The organism is Thermostichus sp. MS-CIW-36 (genome assembly GCF_054059035.1).
The window spans coordinates 73,282-94,560 of the sequence record NZ_JBSSBR010000004.1 but is presented as its reverse complement, the minus strand read 5'-3'; the positions used below and the strand labels follow the sequence as shown (position 1 = coordinate 94,560).

The window sequence follows — 21,279 nt, the reverse complement described above, 5'->3', positions numbered from 1 at the left end:
TGAGGAGCACTTTGTTGGCCTCTACTTTGCCCAACTCCATGACGCTCCGCGCCTTGCCTGGCCAGAACGACGAAACTCGCTATTTTGTCAGTGGTGAGGTACAGGTGGAAGCCGGGGCGGGGATTGGGGCAGGGGTGCTGCTGCGGGCCAACCCCGGCTGTCGAATTCACATCGGGCGCGGCGCGTGTATCGGCATGGGATCCGTTCTGCACGCCTGTGGGGGATCCCTCATCGTGGAGGCGGGAGCAACCTTGGGAATGGGGGTGCTGGTGATCGGGCAGGGCACCATCGGCAAAAACGCCTGCATCGGCTCAGAAACCACAGTGCTGAATTGTTCGGTGCTCAGCCAAGCAGTCATTCCCCCCGGCTCGCTGCTCGGGGATCCCACCTATGGTTTCGATCTCCAGGAGGCGGACGGCAGCAAGCTCACCCCGGCAGAACTCTCGCCGGCGGAAGTGGAAGGGGCTCAAAAGACGCTGCCTGAGTCAGCCCCCCCGCCCAGTTCTCCGGTGGCCAATGTTGAAAAGCAAACCCGCCGCTGGCAGGAAGCTGCCGAGCAAACCCAAGAAAAGTCCGGTTCCCCAAGGACCAAAACGCGCAACCTCAACGGGATCCCTGGCCATTCGGAATTGGATCGCCTCTTGGGCAAGATTTATCCCTATCGACAGGTGCTCTCCTCTGGGGATGGCCGGCTCTGATGGCTAAACTGGCATGAGTGGTTAGGATGCCGATGTCAACCTCCCTGGGCCTGATTCAGACGCGCAGCTTTCCGGTCATTGTGCGCATTGCTGACGCCATGACCAAGTCGGCAGGCGTGACGCTGATCGGCTTTGAGAAAACCTCGGGGGGCTATTGCACAGCCATTGTGCGGGGGGGAATTGCCGATGTGCGCATTGCCATTGAGGAGGGCATTGAGCTGGCCCGCCAGTTTGACCAAGAGGAGATCTCCAGTTTGGTGATCCCGCGCCCCCTGCCCAACTTGGAAGTGGTACTGCCGATCAGCAGCAAGCTGTCTCAACTGGCACAAAACCGCGGCTACAGCCGCCTCAGTAACTTGGCCGTGGGCCTGCTGGAAACTCGCGGCTTCCCGGCAATGGTGGGAGCTGCCGATGTCATGCTCAAAACCGCGGATGTCCAACTGGCGGCCTACGAGACCATTGGGGATGGCCTATGTACGGCCATTATCCGCGGTACAGTGGCCAACGTGGCCATTGCCATCGATGCCGGCATGTACGAAGCAGAGCGCATTGGGGAATTGCACGCGGTGGCAGTGATCCCCCGCCCTCTGGACGAACTGGAGCAAGCGCTGCCCGTGGCCAGTTGTTTTGTTGCTCAACCGGTTACCCTGCCGGTAACCCTTCCTCAAGTTCAGGAACAGGAGGTGCAGCGCAGCGATACAGCCGTAGAGCGGATCCCTGTTTATCTGGAGCCGCCTGAAACTCCCTAGCCCCCTGAGAAACCCATCTGTTGCCCAAGAAAGCCGAGCAGGGCAGAGGGGAAAAATGCTAGGCTACTGGAAGACCTGGGTCCGTGCAGCTCCGACGCCCAAACCGTGTCAGGATCGGAAGATAGCAGCACCACGGGATGCTCTGAGCAGGCGCGTCAACCCGGGTCGCCCTTTGCAGCCCTACTTCTCTCTGCTGGGTTCTCTCCTCCTTGCCCTAGCAGCGCATTACACTATGTCCGAAACAGACAATCCCCTCGCCAACTGGGCTCAAAAGGCTTTCTACCTCGGCATGGGTTTGGCGGCTGTGGCGGCGGATAATGCTGCCAAGGTGGCCAGCAAAGCGGGTATCCGTCTGATGGAGTTGCGCAAGCAGGCGCAAGCTTTGGTGGACGAGCTGGTGGAGCGGGGGGCGATGACCGCTGAAGAGGCGCGGGCTTACATGGATGCCATCGCCGCCAACGCCAACCGCAAGGGAGAAGACAGACAAACTGCCGGTCCCCGCAAGATCACCATCGACGACATTAGCAATGCCGAGGGCGAGGCAGGCACGGCCATCGAACTTTCAGAAGCGGCCCGTTTGCGCCAGAAGATCGCCGAATTGCAAGCTGAGTTGGATCGCCTCAAGGGCAAATCTTGAGCGGAAGGACAGCCCGGCAGGAAGGTAGGAATGCATTGCTTCCTAGCTCCTCTCCCCTTTTGCATAGCGGAAGTGGTACCGCAGAGCACTTGGGAAGTGTCTCAACCTAACTTGAAATGACCCTAAAGATTGAGGCTACCGTCAGGTGGATCGTCTCTGTGAAGTGTTAGGGATCCTCGCCCTTTAGAGCCGGGGGCAGGTCAAGGTTGTTCATTTCAGAGGTTTCAAAAAACTGCCGTGAGACAGCTTGCAATTCTCCGTCGTCGGAGAAAAGATGGGAACACCTGCCTATCTGGGCAGGAGCGTCTCAATCGAGTCTCAATCAAACTGGGTTGAGTTTGAGCTCAGGCAGCAGGAATGAGGATCCCGTCTTCCGAGAGAAAGCGGGAGCTGAGAAAGGGACGCAGCGCCTTGGGAATGCGAATTGAGCCATCCGGCTGTTGGTGATTTTCCAGCAGGGCAGCCAGAGAGCGCCCCACCGCCAAGCCAGATCCGTTCAGGGTGTGGACAAACTGGGTGCCTTTCTGGCCGGCTTCTTTGTAGCGCAGGTTAGCACGGCGGGCCTGAAAGTCCCAGCAGTTGGAGCAACTGGAGATCTCGCGGTATTGACTTTGGGAGGGGAACCACACCTCCAAGTCAAAGCAGCGGGCTGCCGCAAAGCCCAAATCGCCGCTACACAGCTCCACCACCCGGTAGGGCAGCTCCAGCATCTGTAAGATGGCCTCGGCATCCTGCACCAGCTTCTCGTGTTCGGCTTCCGATTGATCTGGGCGAGTGACCTTGACCAGCTCCACTTTTTGAAACTGGTGCAACCGGATCAGCCCCTTGGTGTCGCGGCCATAGCTGCCCGCCTCACGGCGAAAACAAGGGGTGTAAGCACAGAAGTAAAGAGGGAGGGACTCCGCAGGGATTACCTCATCCCGGTACAGATTGGTAAGGGGAACTTCCGCCGTCGGGATCAGCCACAGGTCGTCGTCAGCACAGCGAAAGCTGTCTTCGGCAAACTTGGGCAACTGCCCCGTCCCCTGCAAAGCGGCGCTGTTGACCAAAAAGGGTGGGATCACCTCGGTGTAGCCGGCTGCAACGTGGCGCTCCAGCATCATGGCAATCAAAGCCCGTTCCAGGGCCGCGCCCGCCCCTACCATAGCCACAAAGCGGCTTTGGGCCACTTTGACCGCACGGCCAATCTCCAGCAACCCCAGTTTTTCGGCAATCTCGTCATGGGGAAGGACAGGATGGGCCGGCTTTAGCTCCTCACCCCAGCGGCGCACCTCTACATTGTCGGCCTCATCTCGGCCAACCGGCACGCTGGGCAGGGGCAAATTGGGCAGGGTAAGCAGCCGAGCACGAATCTCCTCTTCCAGCTCCCGTTCCTGCTGCTCCAGTTGGGCAATCTCGGCCTTGAGATCCACCCCCCGCTGCCGCAGGGCCGCCACTTCGGGGCCTTGGGGATCCGCCCCCTGGCGGATGATCTCGCCGACTTTTTTGCCGAGGCTGTTGCTTTCGGCCTGCAGGGATCCCTTGCGGGCCTCCAACTGCCGCCGCTCCCGATCCAACTGCAGGATCCCGTCCAGGTCGACTGTGGCCCGGCGATTTTGCAGGGCTTGGCGTACTTGTTCAGGGCGATCCCGCAGCAGCTTCAGATCCAGCACAGAGACGGCCTACACTTAGCTCCAGATACCCGACTATTTCTTTAGCCAGCTAAACATGGCCCGCAGCTCCTTGCCCACCTGTTCGATGGGGTGTTCGGCCTCGCGCCGCCGCATCGCTGTGAACCCCGGCTTGCCGGCCTGATTTTCCAAGACAAACTCACGGGCAAATTGGCCGCTTTGGATCTCGGCGAGGATCCGTTTCATTTCAGCGCGGGTTTGCTCCGTAATGATGCGGGGGCCACGGGTGTAGTCGCCGTATTCTGCCGTGTTGGAGATGCTCTGGCGCATTTTTTCCAGGCCGCCCTCGACGATGAGATCCACGATCAGCTTCACCTCATGCAGGCACTCGAAGTAGGCCAGTTCCGGCTGGTAGCCCGCTTCCACCAAGGTTTCAAACCCCGCTTTGATCAGAGCCGTCAGCCCACCGCAGAGCACCACCTGCTCGCCAAAGAGGTCGGTTTCGGTCTCTTCCCGGAAGGTGGTTTCCAAAATGCCGGCCCGCGTGCCACCGATGGCTTTGGCATAGGCCATGGCCCGCTCCCGTGCCATTCCCGAGGCATCTTGATAGACGGCAAACAGGCAGGGCACCCCTTCCCCCGCTTGGTAGGTGCGCCGCACCAAGTGCCCAGGGCCTTTGGGGGCAACCATGATGACATCCACGTCTGCCGGCGGCTGGATCTGCCCGAAGTGAATGTTGAAGCCATGGGCAAAGAGAAGCACGTTCCCCGGCTGCAGGTGGGGACGGATTTCGCCCTGGAAAACGGCCTTTTGCACTTCATCGGGCAGCAAAACCATTACCCAATCGGCGGCAGCGGCAGCATCCGCCACCGTTTTGACCATTAAGCCGTCTTGCTCGGCTTTGGGCCAGGAAGGGCTGCCAGGGTAAAGGCCAACGATGACCTGGACACCGCTATCGCGCAAATTGAGGGCGTGGGCGTGGCCTTGGCTGCCGTAGCCGATGATGGCAACGGTTTTGTCGGCCAGAAGCTCCAGATTGGCGTCGGTGTCGTAGTAGAGGCGGGCCATGGTCGAGCAGGGCGTGAGCAGGTGCTTGACTAGGATAGCAGGATTGGATCCAACTTGCTGACCTCAAGCGCCGTGATGAACAGTTTTCACCCACCTTAGGCGCTTGGGCTGTACACACATGCGAGCGGTTGTGGCGATCATAACCGGCAGCCAGTGGAGCATGTAGACCAAGCCCAGGGCGGTGTGCCACCAAAGTCGCCGTCCGCGCAAGCCCTCCACCTGGCGTAGCCCCCGGTAAAAGGCCACCGTCAAGCAGCCCATCACCAGAGCGTTCAAGGGGAGCAGCACCGAGGAGTGGCCCGTCAACAGCACCCAGAGGGTATCGGGAACCAAGGCCATCGGCAGCAAGTACTGAGAAATAAAGAAGGCCCAGAGATCCACCGTTTTGGCCATCCCCATGCGGCGACCGAGGATCCCTGGCCAGTAGTCGAGATAGCGCTGGTAGCCCCCTTCCGCCCAGCGGCAGCGCTGGTGCCAGAGACTTTTCCAAGAGGTGACCCCTTCTTCGACGATGGCCGGCTCTGGCAGAAAGGCGATATCTACGCCCGCCAGGTGCAGCTTAAAGGTGAGATCCAAGTCGTCGGTGAGGGTGGCCTCGTTCCAGCCGCCGCACTTTTCCAAAACATCTCGCCGCACCAGTTGGCCGTTGCCACGTAGCTCGCCAATACCCCTCACGGCCACGCGCTGCTGCTGGAAGTAAGCATCAGAGGCCATTTCCGCCACCTGCCCCAAAGTCCAGAAGTTGACCTTGGGGTTGCTCAGGGCCTTGCGCACCTGTACAGCCCCTACCATCCGTCTGCCAAAACGGCTGCGCAGGCTGCTCACTTGAACAAATAAGGGTAGAGTGCGGGCAAGAAAATCCGAGGGCACCACAGCATCGGCATCGCAGACCAGGATGATCTCCCCTTGAGTCAGGGGCAGTACCTCGTTGAGGGCACCGGACTTGCCCCCCCCTCGTCCTGGCTGCCGCCGGTAAACCCGCAGATGCGGGATCCGCTTTTGGGCTTCCCGCAGAACGTCAGGGGTGGCATCGCTGCTGTTGTCGTCGATGGCCCACAGCTCCAGATGGCTGGTGGGGTAACGGAGCTGGGTCAAGCTGTGCAACAGCCGTGGGAGCACTGCGCTCTCATTCTTGGCTGGGATCAACACAGCCACACGGGGCAAGGCCAGCCCGCCCAACTCAGAAAGCCCGCTCTGCCCATCCCGTTGCATTGGCAGGACAGAGTCATTGTTGTTATCTGTTGACCTGGGATCCCGGCGGGTCGCAGCGGCAGGAGGAAGTCTCAGAGGGGGCAGGGAGGTCGCCGGTTGCAGGCGAAATAAGCGGCTAATGTGGATCACCATGAACGTGGCCAAACCAACGGTGATCCAACGGGCCGTCGGCACCACATGCATCAGGCTGACCAACCCCCACACCATGGCCAGAACCAGCAGAGCCTTGAGACGGCGGCGCTGGGCCGAGGTGAGCAACCAATCGGGAAGATGAAGATCCTCGAGAGGCTCTGGCTCTGACCAGACGAACTCAGACATGGGGATCCTCCCACGGGCGACAACGCTACCCAACCTCACCAGCCTGTCCAAGCGTTAACCCAAAGGCCGTTAAGAGGTTGTTACCTATTGTCACCCATTGTGTTGGCGAAACGGAGTTCTCGAGAACCTACAGGCGAGAAAAACTGGGGATCCCGGCTGCCGCTTCTCCGGCAAGGGGGTGAGTAGCCTATGGGTTACCGCGAATCTCTTTGATCACCCCATCTTCCAGAAGGATCTCGACCTGCATTTTCTGGATCAGGTTGTCTCCTTTTTGGACTCGGAAGAAGCTCTCCACATTGCCCTGCAGCACTTCTTGGTTGAGCTCCAGGGTGCTCAGTTGGTTGATCTGCTGCAACAGTTGGTTTTTCTGATCCAAGAGGCGGATTTTCTGCTCGTTCACGCGGCTTTTCACCGCTTCCACCTGTTGGAGCACTTGGGGGCTGTTGGGGTTGGGGCTTTGTTTCTCCAGTTCGGCAATAGCCCGCTTGCCCTGAAACTCCAGCTGTTGCATCTGAGCATCGGTGGCTTCGATCTGCCGCTCTAATTGCTCCTGCATTTCCTTTTTCCAAAGGGGTGTGACCACCACCTTAACGGGAATGTTGCGTTTGAGCAGTAATTGAGTGCCGTTGCTGACGTTGTTTTCTTCCATAAGACTCATCCAGGCAGACGACCAACCAAACCAGGGGCTTGTGCCCATTGTAGAAAGCTCCCCTCAAAAGCTCTGGGGTTGGGGAAGAGGAGCTTGACAGACCGGATCCTCCCCCGCCGAGCCGGAGAATCCATCTACTTATCCTACCGGCTGGGATCCCTGCGGTAAAGTCTTGATTTCGGGAAACTGCAATTTTGGTTAAGGATCTTAAAGGCCGCCGCCTTGCCCTGGCATAGATTCGGCTAGCGTGAGAGACAGTGTTCTTTTTTGCGGCAGCCATGAGCGAACGGGCCTCGACCCCTTCCAAGCCCTCTGCTGGGATCACCGAGCCGGTGCGGATTGCCTCTCGAAAAAGCGAGTTGGCTTTGGTGCAGACCCAGTGGGTGATGGGTCAGTTGCAAGAACACCATCCGGGATTACCTCTGGAGCTCAACACTCTCTCCACCCAGGGAGACATCATCCTGGATGTAGCCCTGGCCAAAATTGGAGACAAAGGTCTCTTTACCAAGGAATTGGAGGTTAGCCTGCTCAACGGCAGCAGCGACTTGGCGGTACACAGCCTTAAAGACTTGCCCACTCGCCTGCCGGAGGGCTTGGTGTTGGGGGCGATCACGCGGCGGGAGGATCCCCTGGATGCTTTGGTGGTGGGGGAAAAGTTCCGGGATTACCGACTGGCCACCCTGCCAGAGGGGACGGTGATCGGCACTTCATCGCTGCGGCGACTGGCCCAACTGCGCCATGCCTTTCCCCACTTGCGCTTTAAGGACGTGCGGGGCAACCTCAACACCCGCCTGGCTAAGCTGGAGCGGGGAGAGTACGATGGCCTGATTTTGGCGGTGGCCGGCTTGAAGCGTCTGGGCAAAGCCGACCGGATCCACGAGGTGCTGGATCCCAGCGTGTCTCTGTACGCGGTTGGGCAGGGATCCCTGGGAATCGAGTGTCGGCAGGGAGATGAGCGGATTCTGGAGCTTATCCGACCCTTGGCCGATGCGGAGGCCACAGCCCGCTGCTTGGCAGAGCGAGCTTTCCTGCGGGCTTTGGAAGGAGGGTGTCAGGTGCCCATTGGCGTTCACAGCCAAGTCCGAGGGGAGGAGCTGCACCTAACCGGTATGGTGGCCGAGCTGGATGGCCGGCGGCTCATCCGCGATACTCAGACGGGATCCACCGCCGATCCCGAGGCAGTGGGGATGGCTCTTGCAGAAAAGCTAAAACAGCAGGGGGCCGACGAGATTTTGCAAGCCATTTTTGCCCAGGCCCGCCGTTAGGCTTTCCTACTTTTTCTGAGTAGGCTTTGAGAACTTCAGCTAGGGTCAGCTGAAGAAAAGGGGGAACAATGAAGTCCCCCCTACGTGAATTGCACTCAAATGGGAAATTCGCATTCGCAGCAGCAGTATTTAAGCTCTAGCTTAGCTTGCAAAACCGCCGTATCATCTTGAACTACTAAGGTCACTCGGTTGTTGGCAATCTCTGCCGGCGAGAGGGTTAGAGTTTTGGTGAAGGTTTGGCCAGGCGGACTTGGGGAAGTATACAAAAACCCCGCTTGAGTTAAAGTCCCGCCGTTGTATAGGTAGTACTTGTCGTTCCCGGCATCAGGAGTTGTGTTACTTGTTGCCTGCAAGTTATTGCGATAGGTAAACGTAAGGGTGCCTCCCATCCGGCAGCCGGTTTTACAAGGGGGGCTCCATTGGAAGGTATGAGCAAAGAGTTTATTGGCTTGGGGCTCTCCCCAGTTGACTGTCCCGAAAGGGCCCTGGAGAGTTGTCCAAATCTGGGCTGGAAGCTCCGATTGAAGGGGTGAAGCAGGGTTTGGCGGAGGAGCGCTGAGGGTTACTGAGCGCAGCACCATGGGTCTCGAGCACGGAAGGCCAGGCAGAGGTCTTGGCGAAGGGGGGAAAGGAACCTGGCGGAATAGCTCATCTACAGTTTCTGAGGATTCTGCCGGAGCTATGGGAACTGGGGAGGGTATCGATCTAGGCACAGAAGGCATAGGCTGCCTAGCTGGCTCCGGGGCCTGAGCCACCAAAAAATGATCTTGAGCCAAGGCAGTACCTGGAAGAAAACCACTCTCCCAAAACGGTGTGAGTAGTAGAGCCAAAATGCCCAAGTGAAGTCCTGCTTTCATCTGTATTCTCCAAACCTTAAAAGTATAGAGATGCCCGTTCTTCCTCAGTTACAGCTAAAGCCGACGGAGAGGAAAAATAATCTGGAACCTGGTAGCAAAGACTTTCCGGAATACGAGCAGGTTCCTCAAACCTTGTGAAATTTAATTAAGCTTAATTTAGGTCTTTGCCTTAAGGTGCGCTTAGTTAAACCAAATTAAACCAAGCGGACTTGGCTTCCCAGAAGGGAAAGAAAACTTAGGATCTGGAGAAGATGCGCCGCTCAAACTTCAGCCCAATCCAGATCACCCCGATCCCACAGGCCACCAACACCGCCGACTTGGCCAACAGGCCGGTTGGGTACTCGAAAAAGCGGGTCAGCACCACCAGGGTTAGCCCCAACAGTCCCTGCCAGAAGCGCCCCCGCCGCCCTTGCTGTAGCCCTTCCCAGCAGAGCACTGCTGACAGCCCCAGCAACAGCAAGGTCACTATCCAGGGGGCAAAGAGGACCAAGGCTGCTCCTGCCGTCACGTTCAAAGGCACAGAGCTGCCGATCCCCAGCAAAAGCGCCAAGGCAACCAGAGAAATCAGAACAGCAGCATCCTTCAGCCAAGACGAAACGGGCTGGGATCCCTTCTCCTGCCAACCCTGCCACCAGCCCCAGCCCGCCAGCAGCAGCAACCCCACTGCCGACAAGCTCGCCCAGGGATCCCCAACGTTCCAGAGGGGATCCTCGGAAAGATCGACCCACCTCCCGACAAAGCTCCAGACATAGAGCAGGACACCCAGCCCCAGCAGAGCCAAGTTCTGGGCTGTCGGGGCCAAATCCAAGCCTTGCTCCAGCTCGCCGGGAAGCTCTGGATCCCTTCCTTCAGTTAAAACCCGGCTTAGCCAAGGCTTATGGCGTTGGTGCCACAGACCCAACCCCCACACAACTGCAACACCAAGCAGATGCAAAAGGGTTAAACCTTGGAAAGAGCTGCCCAAACGCTCGGCTAACCCTTGCAACGCCAGGCCAAAGTTCACCACGGCCAGGGCAAAAACCCAGCGAGAGCAACACCAATAGGCCAGAGGAACCAGCAGGCCCAGGGTCAACCAAGGATAGAGGAAGTTGACAGTCCCCCAATCCACGAAGTCGGCTACCATCCCCAAGCCCAGCAGAAGGCAGGCCAGTACACCACTGGGGCTGTGACGCAAGCCGTAGGCCATGGCCAAACCGCCCATCCCCCAGGCCCAAAACAGGCCTGCCGCGGATCCGCCAAGCTGAACCCACTGCGCCATCAGGCCAATACAGGCTCCCAGGGTCAGTTCACCGGCTATCAGCAGGGCGCTGCCCAGCCGTCGGGATCCCTGCTGCCAAACCTGGAAGCCAGCCACCTGCAGCCCTACCATGAGGGCCAAGCACCCCCAGGCTCTTGCCCAGCGGGGAATGGCAGCCCAGTTGGCCGCCACAAAGGAGATCACCCCTAGGCCCACCAGAACTGCGCCAAACAGCAGCAGCACCAGGGCAAATCGCCCGCCGGCTGAGCGTTGCAAACTCTCCAGTTGGTAATACTCCCGCAGGCGATCCCGTTGGGCAGGTTCGATCAACCCCTGCTCCACCCAGGCATCCAGCAGGTTGGCCAGTTGGCGGCGGAAACGCTCGCCGGGGTAGGGGGGGCGGGGAGAGGTCATGGCGGGATCCCGACAAGCGAAAGGAGGCTCGGGCGTTAAAGGAGTGGGATCGCTGAGGCGATTATAGTCCCTCACCCCTGGCTCCTCTCCCTCTAGGAGAGAAGGAATTGGGATCCCACTGCCTGAAGCACCCGCTGCAACACCTCTTGATAGCCAGCCACCGGATCCCCCAGATCAAAGCGAAAGAGATCCTTGTCCAGCACTCGCGGCTCGGATCCCCCCCGATCCCAAAGACGGCAGGTATCGGGGCTAATCTCATCCGCTAGCCAGATCTGCCCTTGCTCGTCCAGGCCAAACTCCAGCTTAAAGTCCACCAACTCTAGGCGGCAGCTTCGCCAGAAAGCCTGCAGATGGTTGTTGATGGCCAAAGCCAGGGATCCCAAGCGCTCCACCTGCTCCGGCGTGGCCAACTGCAATAGGCGGATGTGATCTGGGGTCACCAAGGGATCCCCCAAGGCATCGTTTTTGTAATAGAACTCCACCAGCGGCGGCTCGATGGGAAGGCCTTGCTCCAGGCCCAGCCGTCGGCAGAGGCTACCCGCTGTGCGGTTGCGCACCACCACTTCCAAAGGCAGGATGTGCAAGGCTCGCACCTGCATCTCGGTGGGGCCGGTTTGGGCCAAGAAATGGTTGGGGATCCCTTGCTGCGCCAGGTAGGCAAACACATGGCTGGAGACGGTGCAATTCACCTCTCCCTTGCCGGCGATGGATCCCCGCTTTTGGGCGTTGAAGGCTGTGGCGTCGTCTTTGTATTGGCAAAGATAAACCCTGGGATCGGCAGTGCGGTAGATGCGCTTGGCCTTGCCCTCGTAGAGCAGCTCTTGGGGGGAGAATGGCATACGCTAACCCCTAGTATCCGGCCAGCCGTCCGCGGATCCCTTGCCAGAAGGTGATGGCCAAGATGCGCAGATCCAGCCACAGCGACCAGTTTTGCACATAGTAGAGATCATACTGGGTGCGGCGGGCAATGCTGGTATCTCCCCGCAGGCCGTGGATCTGGGCCCAGCCAGTGAGGCCACTTTTTACCAAATGCCGATCCGGATACTTGGGGATCTCCTGGCTAAACTGCTCGACAAAGTAGGGCCGCTCTGGGCGGGGGCCCACTAGGCTCATTTCCCCTTTCAGGACGTTCCACAGTTGGGGCAGCTCGTCCAGGTTGGTGCGGCGCAAAAAGGCTCCTATCTTGGTTCGGCGCGGATCCCCGGGGCGCGTCCAGCCCGGCTGGCCGGCTGCCTCAGCATCCACTCGCATGGTGCGGAACTTGGCAATCCAAAAGCGACGCCCGTCCAAGCTCACCCGCTCTTGCCAATACAGAATGGGGCCAGGACTGCTGCAGGCTACCAGCAGGGCAATAATCAAAAACAGAGGGCTAAGCAAGATCAGGCCCAGGGAAGCTCCTAGGATGTCTAGAGCTCGCTTGAGGAACCGGTTGTGGGCGTAGCGCAAAGGGGGCTGACGCAGAGTTAGCAGAGGGATCCCGTCGAGAGACTGCAGGCTGAAGTTCACCGTTAAAAAACTTAAGATATCCGGCACCAAGCGCACCTGCACCGACAATGTTTGCAAACTGAGCAACAGAGGAGCAGTTGCCAGCTCCGGTTGCCCAAACCACACCTCCTGCACTTCTGGGTGGGCTTGCAGATAGGCGATCAAATGGGCCAGATCCAGCCGCTCAAGAGCCGACCAGGAAGGCTCAAGCTGACTGCACAAGCAGGGGAGGGTTCCTCGGGATGAGCCGGACAGAGTCCTGTCGGCAGACTCAACTCCGCCAGAGGTAGGGCGGGCGGTGTTTAGTACTGGATATGAATCTTGACAGGGATCCCCATTTTGAGATGGGGGATCTTCCTCAAAAGAGCCTTGCTCTACGCCTGCCCAGGCGACTACCTGGAAGCCCAACTGCGGGGATCGCTGCAATCGCTCCAACACTTCCGCCAACACCGACCAGGATCCCACCCAGATGACCTGCCGCCGACCGTAGCCCCTAGAGCACAACCAGCCCATGCCCAGCCGCAACCCCACCCGTACCAAAGTCAAACTCAGCAGAGCCAACAAGCCGGCGTAGCCCACCACCAGCCGCGACAAAGAGACCGAGCGAACGAAAAAGGCCCCTGCCAGCACCAAACCAAACGTCAATCCCAACCCCACCAGCAAACTGGCCCATTCTTCAAAGCGAGACAAGCGCTTCGACTCACCGTATCCGCCTAAGCCCGCCTGAATGCCCCAATAACTGAGGGCGGTCAACAATCCCAAGGCCGCGTAGACATCCCAAGGCAAGAGCTGATGAGGACGCAAGCTGCGCAGCCAGTAGCCCGCCCCGAAGGCCAACCAAATACAAAGGCCATCGCCAAAACAGGCCAAGGGCACCCACAAACGATGCAGATCCAGACGAGTTTTATAGCCGCGTTCGGCCAAGGGTTATCTCCTTCGGCATCAAGACTGTTGACAATCTTACAGAAAAGATTGTGCATCTGAGGCTATTGGACAAGATCAGTGTTGACCAAAACTTGAATGGGTAGCCCTCACCAGATAATTCTATTGACGGCCCTTCCCAGCTTCAAAGGACTTCATGCTGCTGACACAAAATAAGTTCTTTAAGTAATTGGGATCCTCATCATGCAAGAGATAAAAATCCCTGTTGAGTGGGTTAAGTACCGTCGGAAAAGGCTGTTGTAGAAACTACCAGAATTGCAGACATTAGATGTCGAAACATGAGAGTTTAAGCAATGATCAAAGTGCAGTCTGAGAACAGCAATGATGACAGGATACTACGATTTCGTTGCCGGGCCGGCTACTGCCAGCAGAGATACACCAAAGGGCAGAGAAAACTTAGGTATCAGATAGGCTTCTGCAGCAAAAATACCCGTCAGCAGTCGATTGAGCCAAAGCGGCGGCATTTTCAGATCTTGGCTTTCCCTCAGGCGAAGCACTTTCTGCATTATGCGGATCCCTGAAATGATTGGGAAAAGAAAACTGTTGAAGAAAACAAGGGTATAAACTTCTAGACCTGAGCTTTTAAGCAACGACAAAAGTTGCCCGCGGGTATATCATCTCTTGTGATGATTAAGCTCATCATGTAAACTCCACAGCCACGGATAAGCCGGAACAGTTACAACTAAGTAGCCAGATGGGGTTAACCTTTGACCGAGGGCTAGGAGAGCTTCCTTGTCGTTCTCCAGATGTTCCAGTACATCCAGCAAAGCAATCAAATCAAATTGTTGAGAACCAAAGGGGATCCGGTTTGGCAACTCCCCCTCTGCCACGATCCCAATACCGCGAGCTTGGGCCAGCGGCAGTGCAATTTCACTCTTTTCCATAGCCCAAACTTTGCCAAATCTGGACAACATCTCCAGGTTGCCGCCGCTACCACAGCCAGCTTCCAAAATATAAGCAGAGGGGGGAAGCGACAGGGATCCAATAACCCGACTCAGAATGTGACGGCGACCCAAAAACCACCAATGCCGGTCTTCCAAGCCTGCCATTTGCTCATAAGCTTCGGGATCCATACCCGTAACCCAACAAAAGATCAAAAACAGGATTAGCCGCAGAAGGGGTTAGCAGAGCATATCTATCTAAACTAAGTTTAGGGGGATAATCGAGCCTTTCCCCAGCGATGCTTACGATACCAGGCCGCCACGTGGGGACACCACGCTTCAAAGTGGGGCCAAATCAGTTCACACAGATGTTGAATTTCTCGTTGAGCATCTTCTTTGGCTCGTAAATCCAAAAAATGCATTAGACTACGGCAATTGAAAGAGACCACGAAGTGTTGTCGGATCCCGTAGCCAATGATGTTGCGAGCATCTTCATAGGGCAATCCGCACTCTTCTACCAGGCGATAATAAGCAATGGCCTGGCTGCGATATTGCGCAAGAATGATATCCAAAGCTGCGGGGGAGATGGGCTTGCAGCCTTGGCGGGTTTTGGCTTTGCCCTCCTTGACGCTGGCAGGAACGTAAAACAAAGTTTCCAGCTCTTGCAAAGACAAGGAGGACTCCGTCCCGCCACTGTGCTCCGCAATGTGCTCCGCACCGCTGTCGCGATAGGCCTCCGGCCCGCTGACGCGATCGCTGACGCAACCGTAGCCGGTCTCGCCAACAGGAGCAGCAGTCTCGGTTGTGCTCCGCACCGCTGACGCAAACAAGAGCTTTTTGCCCAAATCGGCAATTTGCTGGCCTGTATATCGGAAGGATTGAACATCAAAAGAAATTCCCACCCGATGAGTACGGGCCTGTTGCATGACGGCGTGGGGAAAATAGCCCACCCCAAAGGTGATCTGAGGATGCTCTAGAGGCCCATAGTGGCCACGGTTGCCCTCCAGCAAATGCCGCACCACGGCCTCTCCATACTTTTCCGGGATCCGGCTCTCTGGAGTGACAAAATCAGGGCTGTAATCCTGATGCATGGCCTGGTAGATGACCCGTTCTGGATCTGGGGTTTGATTCAGCACCACAACTTGAAACAAAGCATCCACAGGCTGCATCCCCTAGTGCTTCGCACCGCATGTTAGGATTCTGAGATCCTTGTAAGATCATATTGGCAGCGGAGAACGCCAACGGCATTGGCCTGCTCCACCACAGAGCATATTCCCTATCTGCCCCCACCCTGAGGTATTCCTTAACTCAGTGTAAGGAGAAGAGAGACCGAAACACCTTGGCTATAGGAGCCTGCGAGCTCGAGTTTCCTCTGCCAGCACCAGGCTTAGGGCCGGATTGCTGCGCAACAATCCCGCTACATAGAGGGTATAGACTTTCCCCGCCTCCAGCTGCAGGTCAAACCGCTGCAGGGGAATGCTCCGGCTGGGAGCCGACTGCACACCTGGCGCGGAGGCTGAAGGGGCTATGGCCACTTGAATTTGGGTAAAGCCGGGGCGCATAGCTTGAAAGGTGGATACTTGTCCAAACGCCAACTGGGGCAGCAGTACCCGCCCTTGCTCCCCTTGCCATTGCAGGGCCGGCGCATCAGGGGCAGCGTGGACAAACCGCACCAGGGCTTGATCAAAGGGCGGATGGATGTTGTCTTCCAGCACCAGGGCCGTCATGCGATTCGGCTCGTTGGCAGCAACCACCGAGAATACTCCCCCGCCCCTGAGATTGGCTACGGTTCTGGCCGCAACCAAAGAACTCGCAGGCTGGCCAGGGTTCTCAGGCGTTGAAAACAAAACAATGTCGTACTCGCCCGCCGGTATGCGCACGTACTCGCTCACCGAGCCATAGGCTATGCCCCGAGCAGCTCTCACCCCTCCCACTTCCAAGTCGATCCGAGGGGCATTGGGGGCCACATGCACCAAGCGCACTTGGACTTCAGAAACTCCCGCAGATGCCGAAGGCATCGGGATGGCACAGCCGGACAAAAGCCCCGACATCAACGATCCACCCACCACGCAGAGTACTGCGCTCACCCACTGTCGCACCATGTTCACGCTCACTCCTACTCCTCACACCCAACGCTCACCGGGGATCGAGCTGCTGTGTTCCGCCAAGCCAAGGGGCGCTCTCGCTCCCCAAAAGTTCGTATTGGCACGCCAAGGAACCTGCTCTTGTCTTACTCCACTTTTGCGCCCAATGCCATAGAGCTATGGAACGGGTTGGGATCTAGTTCCTTTTAACTAAACCAAAGGCAAATCACCGGACTCGGCCCCACCTGCAGGATCTGGGTTGGGGGCAGGGATCCCTGGCTGGGGAGACCGACGGCTAAACAAGCGGAAATAAGTGCTCACAGCCAGCTCTTTCAGGGGGAAAAGCAAGTAGGTCAGGGGGTTGATGGTGACGATGATGTTGCGGCAGTCTCGTTTGGCCTGGGCCAAGATCTGAGCGGCCACCCAATCTCCCGACATAACCCCAATGGGATTGAGCTGGCTCTTGAAGGGGCCGAGGATGAGCTTGCGCACTGTGCAGGGAGCATCGAGGCGGCGCAGAGTAACCAGATCGCCTAGGGCCCGCTTGGAGAGCTCGTAGAGGGGACTGAAAGCAGGGCTAGCCTCAGCCTCTGAGGTGTTCACCCACACCTCTTTGGTGGCCATCTCAGGGTTGCCGCGAACCGTTTGGAAGAATAGCTCCATCAGGCGCCAACTGGAGAAGGTATTGACGGCGTAAGACTGGCGAATGGCCTCGGGATCCCGATCCCCATGAACATTGAAGCCGTGGTTGAGCACCAAGATATCCACCCGCTCCAGCAGCTCAGCCAGGGATCCCTCTTGCCCCACCTGCCAGCGAACGGTCTCCACCGGCTGGATTTGGCCGTCCACTTCGATGTGAACCGAATCCGAATGGGAGCTGAGGGCGATGACTTTGGCCCCCTGCTGGTGAAAATGCTTGAGCAAGGCCCGGCCCAGGGTGCCGGAGGCGCCGGTGACGGCTACTCGCTTGCCTTTCAAGGAGAGACTGGTGCCCATGAGCCGATCTACGAGAGTCAGGGTGCCGCAAAAATAGGCGTTGGTATCGTCGAAGTGGTGCCGCCAGTGGTAGGCGCGGTTGACATGCCATTGGCTGGGAGGAACGGGGAAAGGCCCCGGCTGGTGGGTGATATCCGTCTGCAGGGCCAGCCCCCAACCCCGCAGCATACCAGCCACCCAGAAACTGGCCGAGTAGACCACCCCCACCGCTGCCGCCAGGCCGTACAGCAGGGATCCCTGGCCCAATACCACCACCCAAGGGATCCCGGCCAGGATCATCGTCGCCGCTTCGGGAACGTCGTGGTGCCACTGGGATTCTCGGTACAGCTGTGCATCCACCACGCTAAGGTCGGGGCGGAACAGGCGGTGGTGCAGGATGTGTTTGGGCATCAGCCAGGGCCACCGGTGGGCCAGCCAATGGCGCACATCCCGCACGATCTCAGCCCAAAGGATGGAGGCTAGGGCGACAGCCCCCACCCCTATCCAATGACTCGCGCTGCCGACATCCATAGGCTCGCTCGCAGTAGCCAAACCAATCCTGAGCTCGCGGTCGCCTCTTTTATGGACTCAGTTGGCGACTCTCAAAAATCATCGCAAAAATTCTTCAAAAGATCATCTTCGAGCCCGTCTTCTTTGTCCCCAAGGGAGGTAGAAATCAAGGGGCTACGGGCTGAAGCTCTCGGATCTCGACCGGATCTCCAACGGCCAAACCCAAAGCAGCAGCCGTCCCGCCGCGGAACTCCAGCACACCGTCCACCAACTGGGAAGGAGGCGGCCCATAGGTGGGGCAGGGTTGGGCGGGGCAGCCGGGCACATCGGCGGCAATGTACACCACCTTGCCTTGGTGAAGGAAAATGATGTCCAGGTTGATCAGGGTGTTGAACATCCAAAAAGAAGCTGGCTGGGGCGGATCAAAGGGAAACCACATGCCCCGATCCGGCGGCAAATCGGTGCGAAACATCAGGCCCAAGCGCTGTTGCTCAGGGGTGCGGGCCACCTCTAGCTCAAAGCGTTGGCCGGCAAGGGTGACTTCGGCTTCAACCGGCAGTTGCTGGGGCTGCCCTATGGCTGGGGGGGATGGAGAGATGGCTTCGGTTACCTGAGTTTGTGAGGCGGGAGATCTCTCCGTGGCAGCAGTACATCCCAAGCCGGATCCCAGGAGCAGTAGAGCCAGGCCCAAGGCGACTCTGCACCCTTTTGGAACGTGTATCGTGAACAGAACCATGTGGCACTCTCCTGTGCAGGCTTCATCCTATCGCGCCAGACGCTGCTGCTGCGACTTGACCAGCCAGACGCAGGAAGTTCCCCCCTGGGAGAGCCTTGCCAATTCTTGCTTGCCGGAAGCGGCCTGTGCTTTTCCCCCTTGAGCGCAGCCGGAATGGCGGCTCTGGGCAAGGGAAGTCCACAACCGACCCGATAGCATAGCCATAGACTCTGCCAGGAGAGCCCTATGAAAGACCTGTTCAATCGATCCTTGGTGAGCCGGATCCCTCTTCTGGCTCTGCTGGGTTTACTGAGCCTGGGCCTCTGGCCCACTCACGGGATGGGATCCCGTTCACAGGAAACCCCGGTGCGGATTCCCTTTGAGCCAACGGTGACCTATGGGGAAGGGTATGGGGAAAAGACCGTGGCCCAACAAGCCCAAAGCCGCTTTGCGCTGAAACTGTTTGATCACCTGCTCCGTCAGCAGCCCCAAGAGAACCTCTTTTTCTCCCCCTTGAGCATCCGCCTGGCCCTGAGCATGCTCTACAACGGCGCCTCTGGGGAGACTCAAACGGCAATGGCCGAGGTGCTGGAGGCACAGGACCTTTCCCTCAATGAGTTGAACTGGAGCAATGCCCAAATGGTGGGCTGGCTGGCGGAGGGATCCCCGGCAGGAGGGCCAGTCCAGGTGCAAATGGCCAACGGCCTCTGGGTGGATCAAACCCTCACCTTACAGCCCCAGTTTTTGCAGGCTTTGGCCACCTACTACCAAGCGGTGGTGAATCGGGTGAATTTGGGATCCCGGCAAACGGTGAACCAGATCAACGGCTGGGTGGCCGAGCGCACCCAGGGCAAGATCAACCGCATTGTGGATCGCCTCAGCCGCGAGGATTTGATGGTTTTGCTCAATGCCATCTACTTCAAAGGCGAGTGGACTCAGCCCTTCGATCCGGAGCGCACCCAAACTCAGCCCTTTACTCGGTTGGATGGCCGCCGCGTCCGAGTACCCATGATGGTTCAATCAGGTCGTTACAACTACCTGGAAACCGAGCAGTTGCAGGTGGTGAGCCTGCCCTACGGGGAAGGAGAACTGGAGATGCTGATCCTGCTGCCCAAGAAGGGAGTGAAGCTGGAATCGCTGCGGGCAGAGCTGAGCCCGGAAACTTGGCAAGAATGGACGGGATCCCTGCGCCCCCGTGCAGGTTCGGTGCGGATCCCGAGATTTGAATTGGCTTATGAAACGGATCTCACTTCCGTTCTGCAGCAGTTGGGCCTGGGGATTGCCTTTTCCAACCGAGCCGACTTCAGCCAGATGACCCCAGAGCCAGCGCGGATCAGCAAAGTCCTGCACAAAGCAGCAATTGAAGTGAACGAAGAGGGATCCGAGGCGGCAGCCGCTACTGGGGTGATTGTCTCCCGGACTGCTGTCGACCGGCAAGAGCCCTTTCAATTTGTGGCAGATCGGCCCTTCTGGTTTGCCATTGTGGCCTCCGGATCCGGCGGCAATGCCGAAGCTCAAACCGTGTTGTTCATGGGATCCCTGGTGGATCCTGAATAAGGGGATCCCTCAGGGCAGCTTGCTGACTTCTTACCGGGCGTGCAGATCGCTCTTCAGGATGTGTTGACCCCAGACCGGCTCCCTTGGTTGGTTTAGCCGTTTTTCATTGCGGAGGTCATGATGGTCGAGGTTTTGGAAAGAGAAAAATTGGCCGAGGCACCTGCTGATAGTTCTCCGGCAGCTTCTCGAAAAATTTGGACTGACGAAGAGTTTATGGCTTTACCGGAGGATGGCAATCGCTATGAGGTTGTGAATGGAGAACTGGTTACTGTGGGCTCGGCAGGCGCAAAGCATGGGTACTACGTAAGTTTGATTCATATCATTCTAGGCTCGTACGTTCGCAGTCAAAGGATTGGATTTACCTTCGATTCCGATACTTCCTTCAAAATGAAATCCGGTAATCGCCGCTCTCCGGATTGTTCTTTTTTTTCCAAAGAACGACTGCAATCTCTGGGCGGGATCCCAAGGGGTTATATTGAGGGATCCCCAGACTTGGCTGTAGAGGTTCTCTCGGATGCCAACACCATTGGAGAGATCCACGACAAGGTTGTTGAGTATTTCGAGAATGGATCCCGGCTGGTCTGGATCATTCATCCTGAAGAGAAATACGTTCTGGTCTATCGCCGGCCTGAGCCTGAAGCATTGAAGAAACCCGGCGACATCCTGGAAGGTGGAGAGGTGATCCCTGGATTTGCGCTGGATTTATCAGAGTTTTTTGCCGAGCCGGAGTTGTAGTTTTTCACCAACGCAATGTACGGATAAGACGCCTTCAGCACCTAGGGAAGAGCAGCCCTGTTAAACTAGTCTCAACAGTGGGATCCCATTTCATGGCATTGGTTTATCCGCAGGTTCTGGAGCGCAATCCCAAACGGCTGCGCATTGCCCTACAACGGTTCACTTCCCAGCAACTGGCTTGGCGGGCGGCAGCAGGCTTGGTGCTGCTAATTTTGGGATCCCAACTGTGGGCTCGTTCGCCGCTGTTGGGTTTAGTGGCTGTGGGGATGGGCCTGTGGGCTGGGATCCCTTGGGGGTTGGGGCAGATCCTGAATCTAGATTGCCAAAGCCAACGGGTGACCTTGACCCGGCTGGGTGGCCCTTGGGGCTTTTGGCGGCAGCAGGTGTTTTCTTATCCCTTGGCTCAGTTGCAAGGAGTGCGGCTGCATCGAGTGGGTCAGGAAGTTTTGGATAACCAAGCTCAAGAGAGTTTCCAGGTCCAAAGCCAAGTGCGGCTGCAGTTTCACAGCGATCCTTCTAAACCGGAGCTGAACGAGGAGGTCATCGCCTGCTTTAGCAGCCAAGTCGGCATCAAAGGGGACGAACCAGAAGCTTTCGTGCTCTCTCAGCGGCTGGTGCGCTGGATTCAGAACTATCTATCCGAACACTCAGGAAACCTAAGAAACAACTCTTCACCCTGAA

22 protein-coding genes and 1 other RNA gene are annotated in these 21,279 nt (G+C 57.8%); 8 read left to right on the top strand and 15 right to left on the bottom strand.

Annotated elements, in window-relative coordinates; genetic code table 11:
- Window positions 1–14 precede the first annotated feature (14 nt).
- From ACVWVQ_RS03555 to ACVWVQ_RS03540, 4 genes are all read left to right on the top strand, one after another.
- On the top strand, window positions 15–698 hold the full coding sequence (locus ACVWVQ_RS03555; protein ID WP_457506910.1) for a hypothetical protein: 684 nt from the start codon (window positions 15–17) through the stop codon (window positions 696–698).
- A 32-nt stretch (window positions 699–730) separates the two neighbouring features.
- The gene (locus ACVWVQ_RS03550) at window positions 731–1,447 is read left to right on the top strand and encodes a carbon dioxide-concentrating mechanism protein CcmK (protein ID WP_457385246.1); all 717 of its coding nucleotides are present in this window, start codon (window positions 731–733) and stop codon (window positions 1,445–1,447) included.
- Window positions 1,448–1,519: 72 nt separating this feature from the next.
- Window positions 1,520–1,617, top strand: an RNA gene (gene ffs / locus ACVWVQ_RS03545) — signal recognition particle sRNA small type.
- 62 nt (window positions 1,618–1,679) lie between these two features.
- On the top strand, window positions 1,680–2,084 hold the full coding sequence (locus ACVWVQ_RS03540; RefSeq protein WP_457444170.1) for a hypothetical protein: 405 nt from the start codon (window positions 1,680–1,682) through the stop codon (window positions 2,082–2,084).
- A 344-nt stretch (window positions 2,085–2,428) separates the two neighbouring features.
- Here ACVWVQ_RS03540 and serS read toward each other — a convergent pair whose 3' ends face one another.
- From serS to ACVWVQ_RS03520, 4 genes are all read right to left on the bottom strand, one after another.
- Window positions 2,429–3,736: a serine--tRNA ligase gene (gene serS / locus ACVWVQ_RS03535; protein ID WP_457474637.1), complete on the bottom strand. Its 1,308-nt coding sequence runs from the start codon at window positions 3,734–3,736 to the stop codon at window positions 2,429–2,431.
- Window positions 3,737–3,769: 33 nt separating this feature from the next.
- Complete coding sequence (gene ilvC, locus ACVWVQ_RS03530) at window positions 3,770–4,762, bottom strand: ketol-acid reductoisomerase (RefSeq protein WP_457506908.1); 993 nt, start codon at window positions 4,760–4,762, stop codon at window positions 3,770–3,772.
- 63 nt (window positions 4,763–4,825) lie between these two features.
- Window positions 4,826–6,292 carry a glycosyltransferase gene (locus ACVWVQ_RS03525; RefSeq protein WP_457506907.1) on the bottom strand — a complete coding sequence of 489 codons (1,467 nt, stop codon included), beginning with the start codon at window positions 6,290–6,292 and terminating at the stop codon, window positions 4,826–4,828.
- Window positions 6,293–6,479: 187 nt separating this feature from the next.
- Window positions 6,480–6,941 (bottom strand): YlqD family protein, encoded by a 462-nt coding sequence (locus tag ACVWVQ_RS03520; RefSeq protein ID WP_011433386.1) that lies wholly within the window; start codon window positions 6,939–6,941, stop codon window positions 6,480–6,482.
- Window positions 6,942–7,219: 278 nt separating this feature from the next.
- On the opposite strand from ACVWVQ_RS03520, the gene hemC reads away from it, so the two are divergent.
- On the top strand, window positions 7,220–8,206 hold the full coding sequence (gene hemC, locus ACVWVQ_RS03515) for a hydroxymethylbilane synthase (RefSeq protein WP_457506905.1): 987 nt from the start codon (window positions 7,220–7,222) through the stop codon (window positions 8,204–8,206).
- A gap of 95 nt (window positions 8,207–8,301) precedes the next feature.
- Here the strand turns inward: hemC and ACVWVQ_RS03510 are convergent, their stop codons facing one another.
- The 11 genes from ACVWVQ_RS03510 to ACVWVQ_RS03460 all read right to left on the bottom strand — a co-directional run bounded on the left by ACVWVQ_RS03510 (window position 8,302) and on the right by ACVWVQ_RS03460 (window position 18,531).
- The gene (locus ACVWVQ_RS03510) at window positions 8,302–8,595 is read right to left on the bottom strand and encodes a hypothetical protein (protein WP_457506903.1); all 294 of its coding nucleotides are present in this window, start codon (window positions 8,593–8,595) and stop codon (window positions 8,302–8,304) included.
- 703 nt (window positions 8,596–9,298) lie between these two features.
- Entirely contained in the window at window positions 9,299–10,789 is a 1,491-nt protein-coding gene (locus ACVWVQ_RS03505) for a DUF2157 domain-containing protein (RefSeq protein ID WP_457506901.1), read from the bottom strand.
- Window positions 10,790–10,806: 17 nt separating this feature from the next.
- Window positions 10,807–11,553 carry a phosphoribosylaminoimidazolesuccinocarboxamide synthase gene (gene purC / locus ACVWVQ_RS03500; protein WP_457410550.1) on the bottom strand — a complete coding sequence of 249 codons (747 nt, stop codon included), beginning with the start codon at window positions 11,551–11,553 and terminating at the stop codon, window positions 10,807–10,809.
- A gap of 10 nt (window positions 11,554–11,563) precedes the next feature.
- Window positions 11,564–13,123: a sugar transferase gene (locus tag ACVWVQ_RS03495; protein WP_457506899.1), complete on the bottom strand. Its 1,560-nt coding sequence runs from the start codon at window positions 13,121–13,123 to the stop codon at window positions 11,564–11,566.
- A 353-nt stretch (window positions 13,124–13,476) separates the two neighbouring features.
- Complete coding sequence (locus ACVWVQ_RS03490) at window positions 13,477–13,737, bottom strand: hypothetical protein (RefSeq protein ID WP_457506897.1); 261 nt, start codon at window positions 13,735–13,737, stop codon at window positions 13,477–13,479.
- A gap of 18 nt (window positions 13,738–13,755) precedes the next feature.
- On the bottom strand, window positions 13,756–14,214 hold the full coding sequence (locus tag ACVWVQ_RS03485; protein ID WP_457506895.1) for a class I SAM-dependent methyltransferase: 459 nt from the start codon (window positions 14,212–14,214) through the stop codon (window positions 13,756–13,758).
- A gap of 77 nt (window positions 14,215–14,291) precedes the next feature.
- A complete protein-coding gene (locus ACVWVQ_RS03480) occupies window positions 14,292–15,191 on the bottom strand; it encodes an FAD-dependent thymidylate synthase (protein ID WP_457506893.1) in 900 nt (299 codons plus the stop codon).
- Window positions 15,192–15,365: 174 nt separating this feature from the next.
- Window positions 15,366–16,136, bottom strand: a complete 771-nt coding sequence (locus ACVWVQ_RS03475; RefSeq protein WP_414351985.1) for a DUF4397 domain-containing protein — start codon at window positions 16,134–16,136, stop codon at window positions 15,366–15,368.
- Window positions 16,137–16,316: 180 nt separating this feature from the next.
- The gene (locus tag ACVWVQ_RS03470) at window positions 16,317–17,612 is read right to left on the bottom strand and encodes a bifunctional sterol desaturase/short chain dehydrogenase (protein ID WP_457506938.1); all 1,296 of its coding nucleotides are present in this window, start codon (window positions 17,610–17,612) and stop codon (window positions 16,317–16,319) included.
- Window positions 17,613–17,757: 145 nt separating this feature from the next.
- Window positions 17,758–18,282 (bottom strand): DUF192 domain-containing protein, encoded by a 525-nt coding sequence (locus tag ACVWVQ_RS03465; RefSeq protein WP_414344197.1) that lies wholly within the window; start codon window positions 18,280–18,282, stop codon window positions 17,758–17,760.
- Window positions 18,283–18,354: 72 nt separating this feature from the next.
- A complete protein-coding gene (locus tag ACVWVQ_RS03460) occupies window positions 18,355–18,531 on the bottom strand; it encodes a hypothetical protein (protein ID WP_457506891.1) in 177 nt (58 codons plus the stop codon).
- Window positions 18,532–18,552: 21 nt separating this feature from the next.
- Here ACVWVQ_RS03460 and ACVWVQ_RS03455 point away from each other — a divergent pair, with 21 nt between their 5' ends.
- The 3 genes from ACVWVQ_RS03455 to ACVWVQ_RS03445 all read left to right on the top strand — a co-directional run bounded on the left by ACVWVQ_RS03455 (window position 18,553) and on the right by ACVWVQ_RS03445 (window position 21,278).
- Window positions 18,553–19,863 (top strand): serpin family protein, encoded by a 1,311-nt coding sequence (locus ACVWVQ_RS03455; RefSeq protein WP_457506889.1) that lies wholly within the window; start codon window positions 18,553–18,555, stop codon window positions 19,861–19,863.
- 120 nt (window positions 19,864–19,983) lie between these two features.
- Complete coding sequence (locus tag ACVWVQ_RS03450) at window positions 19,984–20,598, top strand: Uma2 family endonuclease (protein ID WP_457394103.1); 615 nt, start codon at window positions 19,984–19,986, stop codon at window positions 20,596–20,598.
- A gap of 92 nt (window positions 20,599–20,690) precedes the next feature.
- Window positions 20,691–21,278 (top strand): hypothetical protein, encoded by a 588-nt coding sequence (locus ACVWVQ_RS03445; RefSeq protein ID WP_457506887.1) that lies wholly within the window; start codon window positions 20,691–20,693, stop codon window positions 21,276–21,278.
- Window position 21,279 lies beyond the last annotated feature (1 nt).

What these genes read in the sequence shown, in the direction of transcription:
- ACVWVQ_RS03470 (WP_457506938.1), bottom strand. Translation starts at nt 17,612, where the DNA reads ATGGATGTCGGCAGCGCGAGTCATTGGATAGGGGTGGGGGCTGTCGCC.
- hemC (WP_457506905.1), top strand. Translation starts at nt 7,220, where the DNA reads ATGAGCGAACGGGCCTCGACCCCTTCCAAGCCCTCTGCTGGGATCACC.
- ilvC (WP_457506908.1), bottom strand. Translation starts at nt 4,762, where the DNA reads ATGGCCCGCCTCTACTACGACACCGACGCCAATCTGGAGCTTCTGGCC.
- ACVWVQ_RS03550 (WP_457385246.1), top strand. Translation starts at nt 731, where the DNA reads ATGTCAACCTCCCTGGGCCTGATTCAGACGCGCAGCTTTCCGGTCATT.
- ACVWVQ_RS03525 (WP_457506907.1), bottom strand. Translation starts at nt 6,292, where the DNA reads ATGTCTGAGTTCGTCTGGTCAGAGCCAGAGCCTCTCGAGGATCTTCAT.
- ACVWVQ_RS03480 (WP_457506893.1), bottom strand. Translation starts at nt 15,191, where the DNA reads ATGCAGCCTGTGGATGCTTTGTTTCAAGTTGTGGTGCTGAATCAAACC.
- ACVWVQ_RS03520 (WP_011433386.1), bottom strand. Translation starts at nt 6,941, where the DNA reads ATGGAAGAAAACAACGTCAGCAACGGCACTCAATTACTGCTCAAACGC.
- ACVWVQ_RS03450 (WP_457394103.1), top strand. Translation starts at nt 19,984, where the DNA reads ATGGTCGAGGTTTTGGAAAGAGAAAAATTGGCCGAGGCACCTGCTGAT.
- ACVWVQ_RS03455 (WP_457506889.1), top strand. Translation starts at nt 18,553, where the DNA reads ATGAAAGACCTGTTCAATCGATCCTTGGTGAGCCGGATCCCTCTTCTG.
- ACVWVQ_RS03445 (WP_457506887.1), top strand. Translation starts at nt 20,691, where the DNA reads ATGGCATTGGTTTATCCGCAGGTTCTGGAGCGCAATCCCAAACGGCTG.
- purC (WP_457410550.1), bottom strand. Translation starts at nt 11,553, where the DNA reads ATGCCATTCTCCCCCCAAGAGCTGCTCTACGAGGGCAAGGCCAAGCGC.
- ACVWVQ_RS03460 (WP_457506891.1), bottom strand. Translation starts at nt 18,531, where the DNA reads ATGGCTATGCTATCGGGTCGGTTGTGGACTTCCCTTGCCCAGAGCCGC.
- ACVWVQ_RS03510 (WP_457506903.1), bottom strand. Translation starts at nt 8,595, where the DNA reads ATGGGAGGCACCCTTACGTTTACCTATCGCAATAACTTGCAGGCAACA.
- ACVWVQ_RS03485 (WP_457506895.1), bottom strand. Translation starts at nt 14,214, where the DNA reads ATGGATCCCGAAGCTTATGAGCAAATGGCAGGCTTGGAAGACCGGCAT.
- ACVWVQ_RS03540 (WP_457444170.1), top strand. Translation starts at nt 1,680, where the DNA reads ATGTCCGAAACAGACAATCCCCTCGCCAACTGGGCTCAAAAGGCTTTC.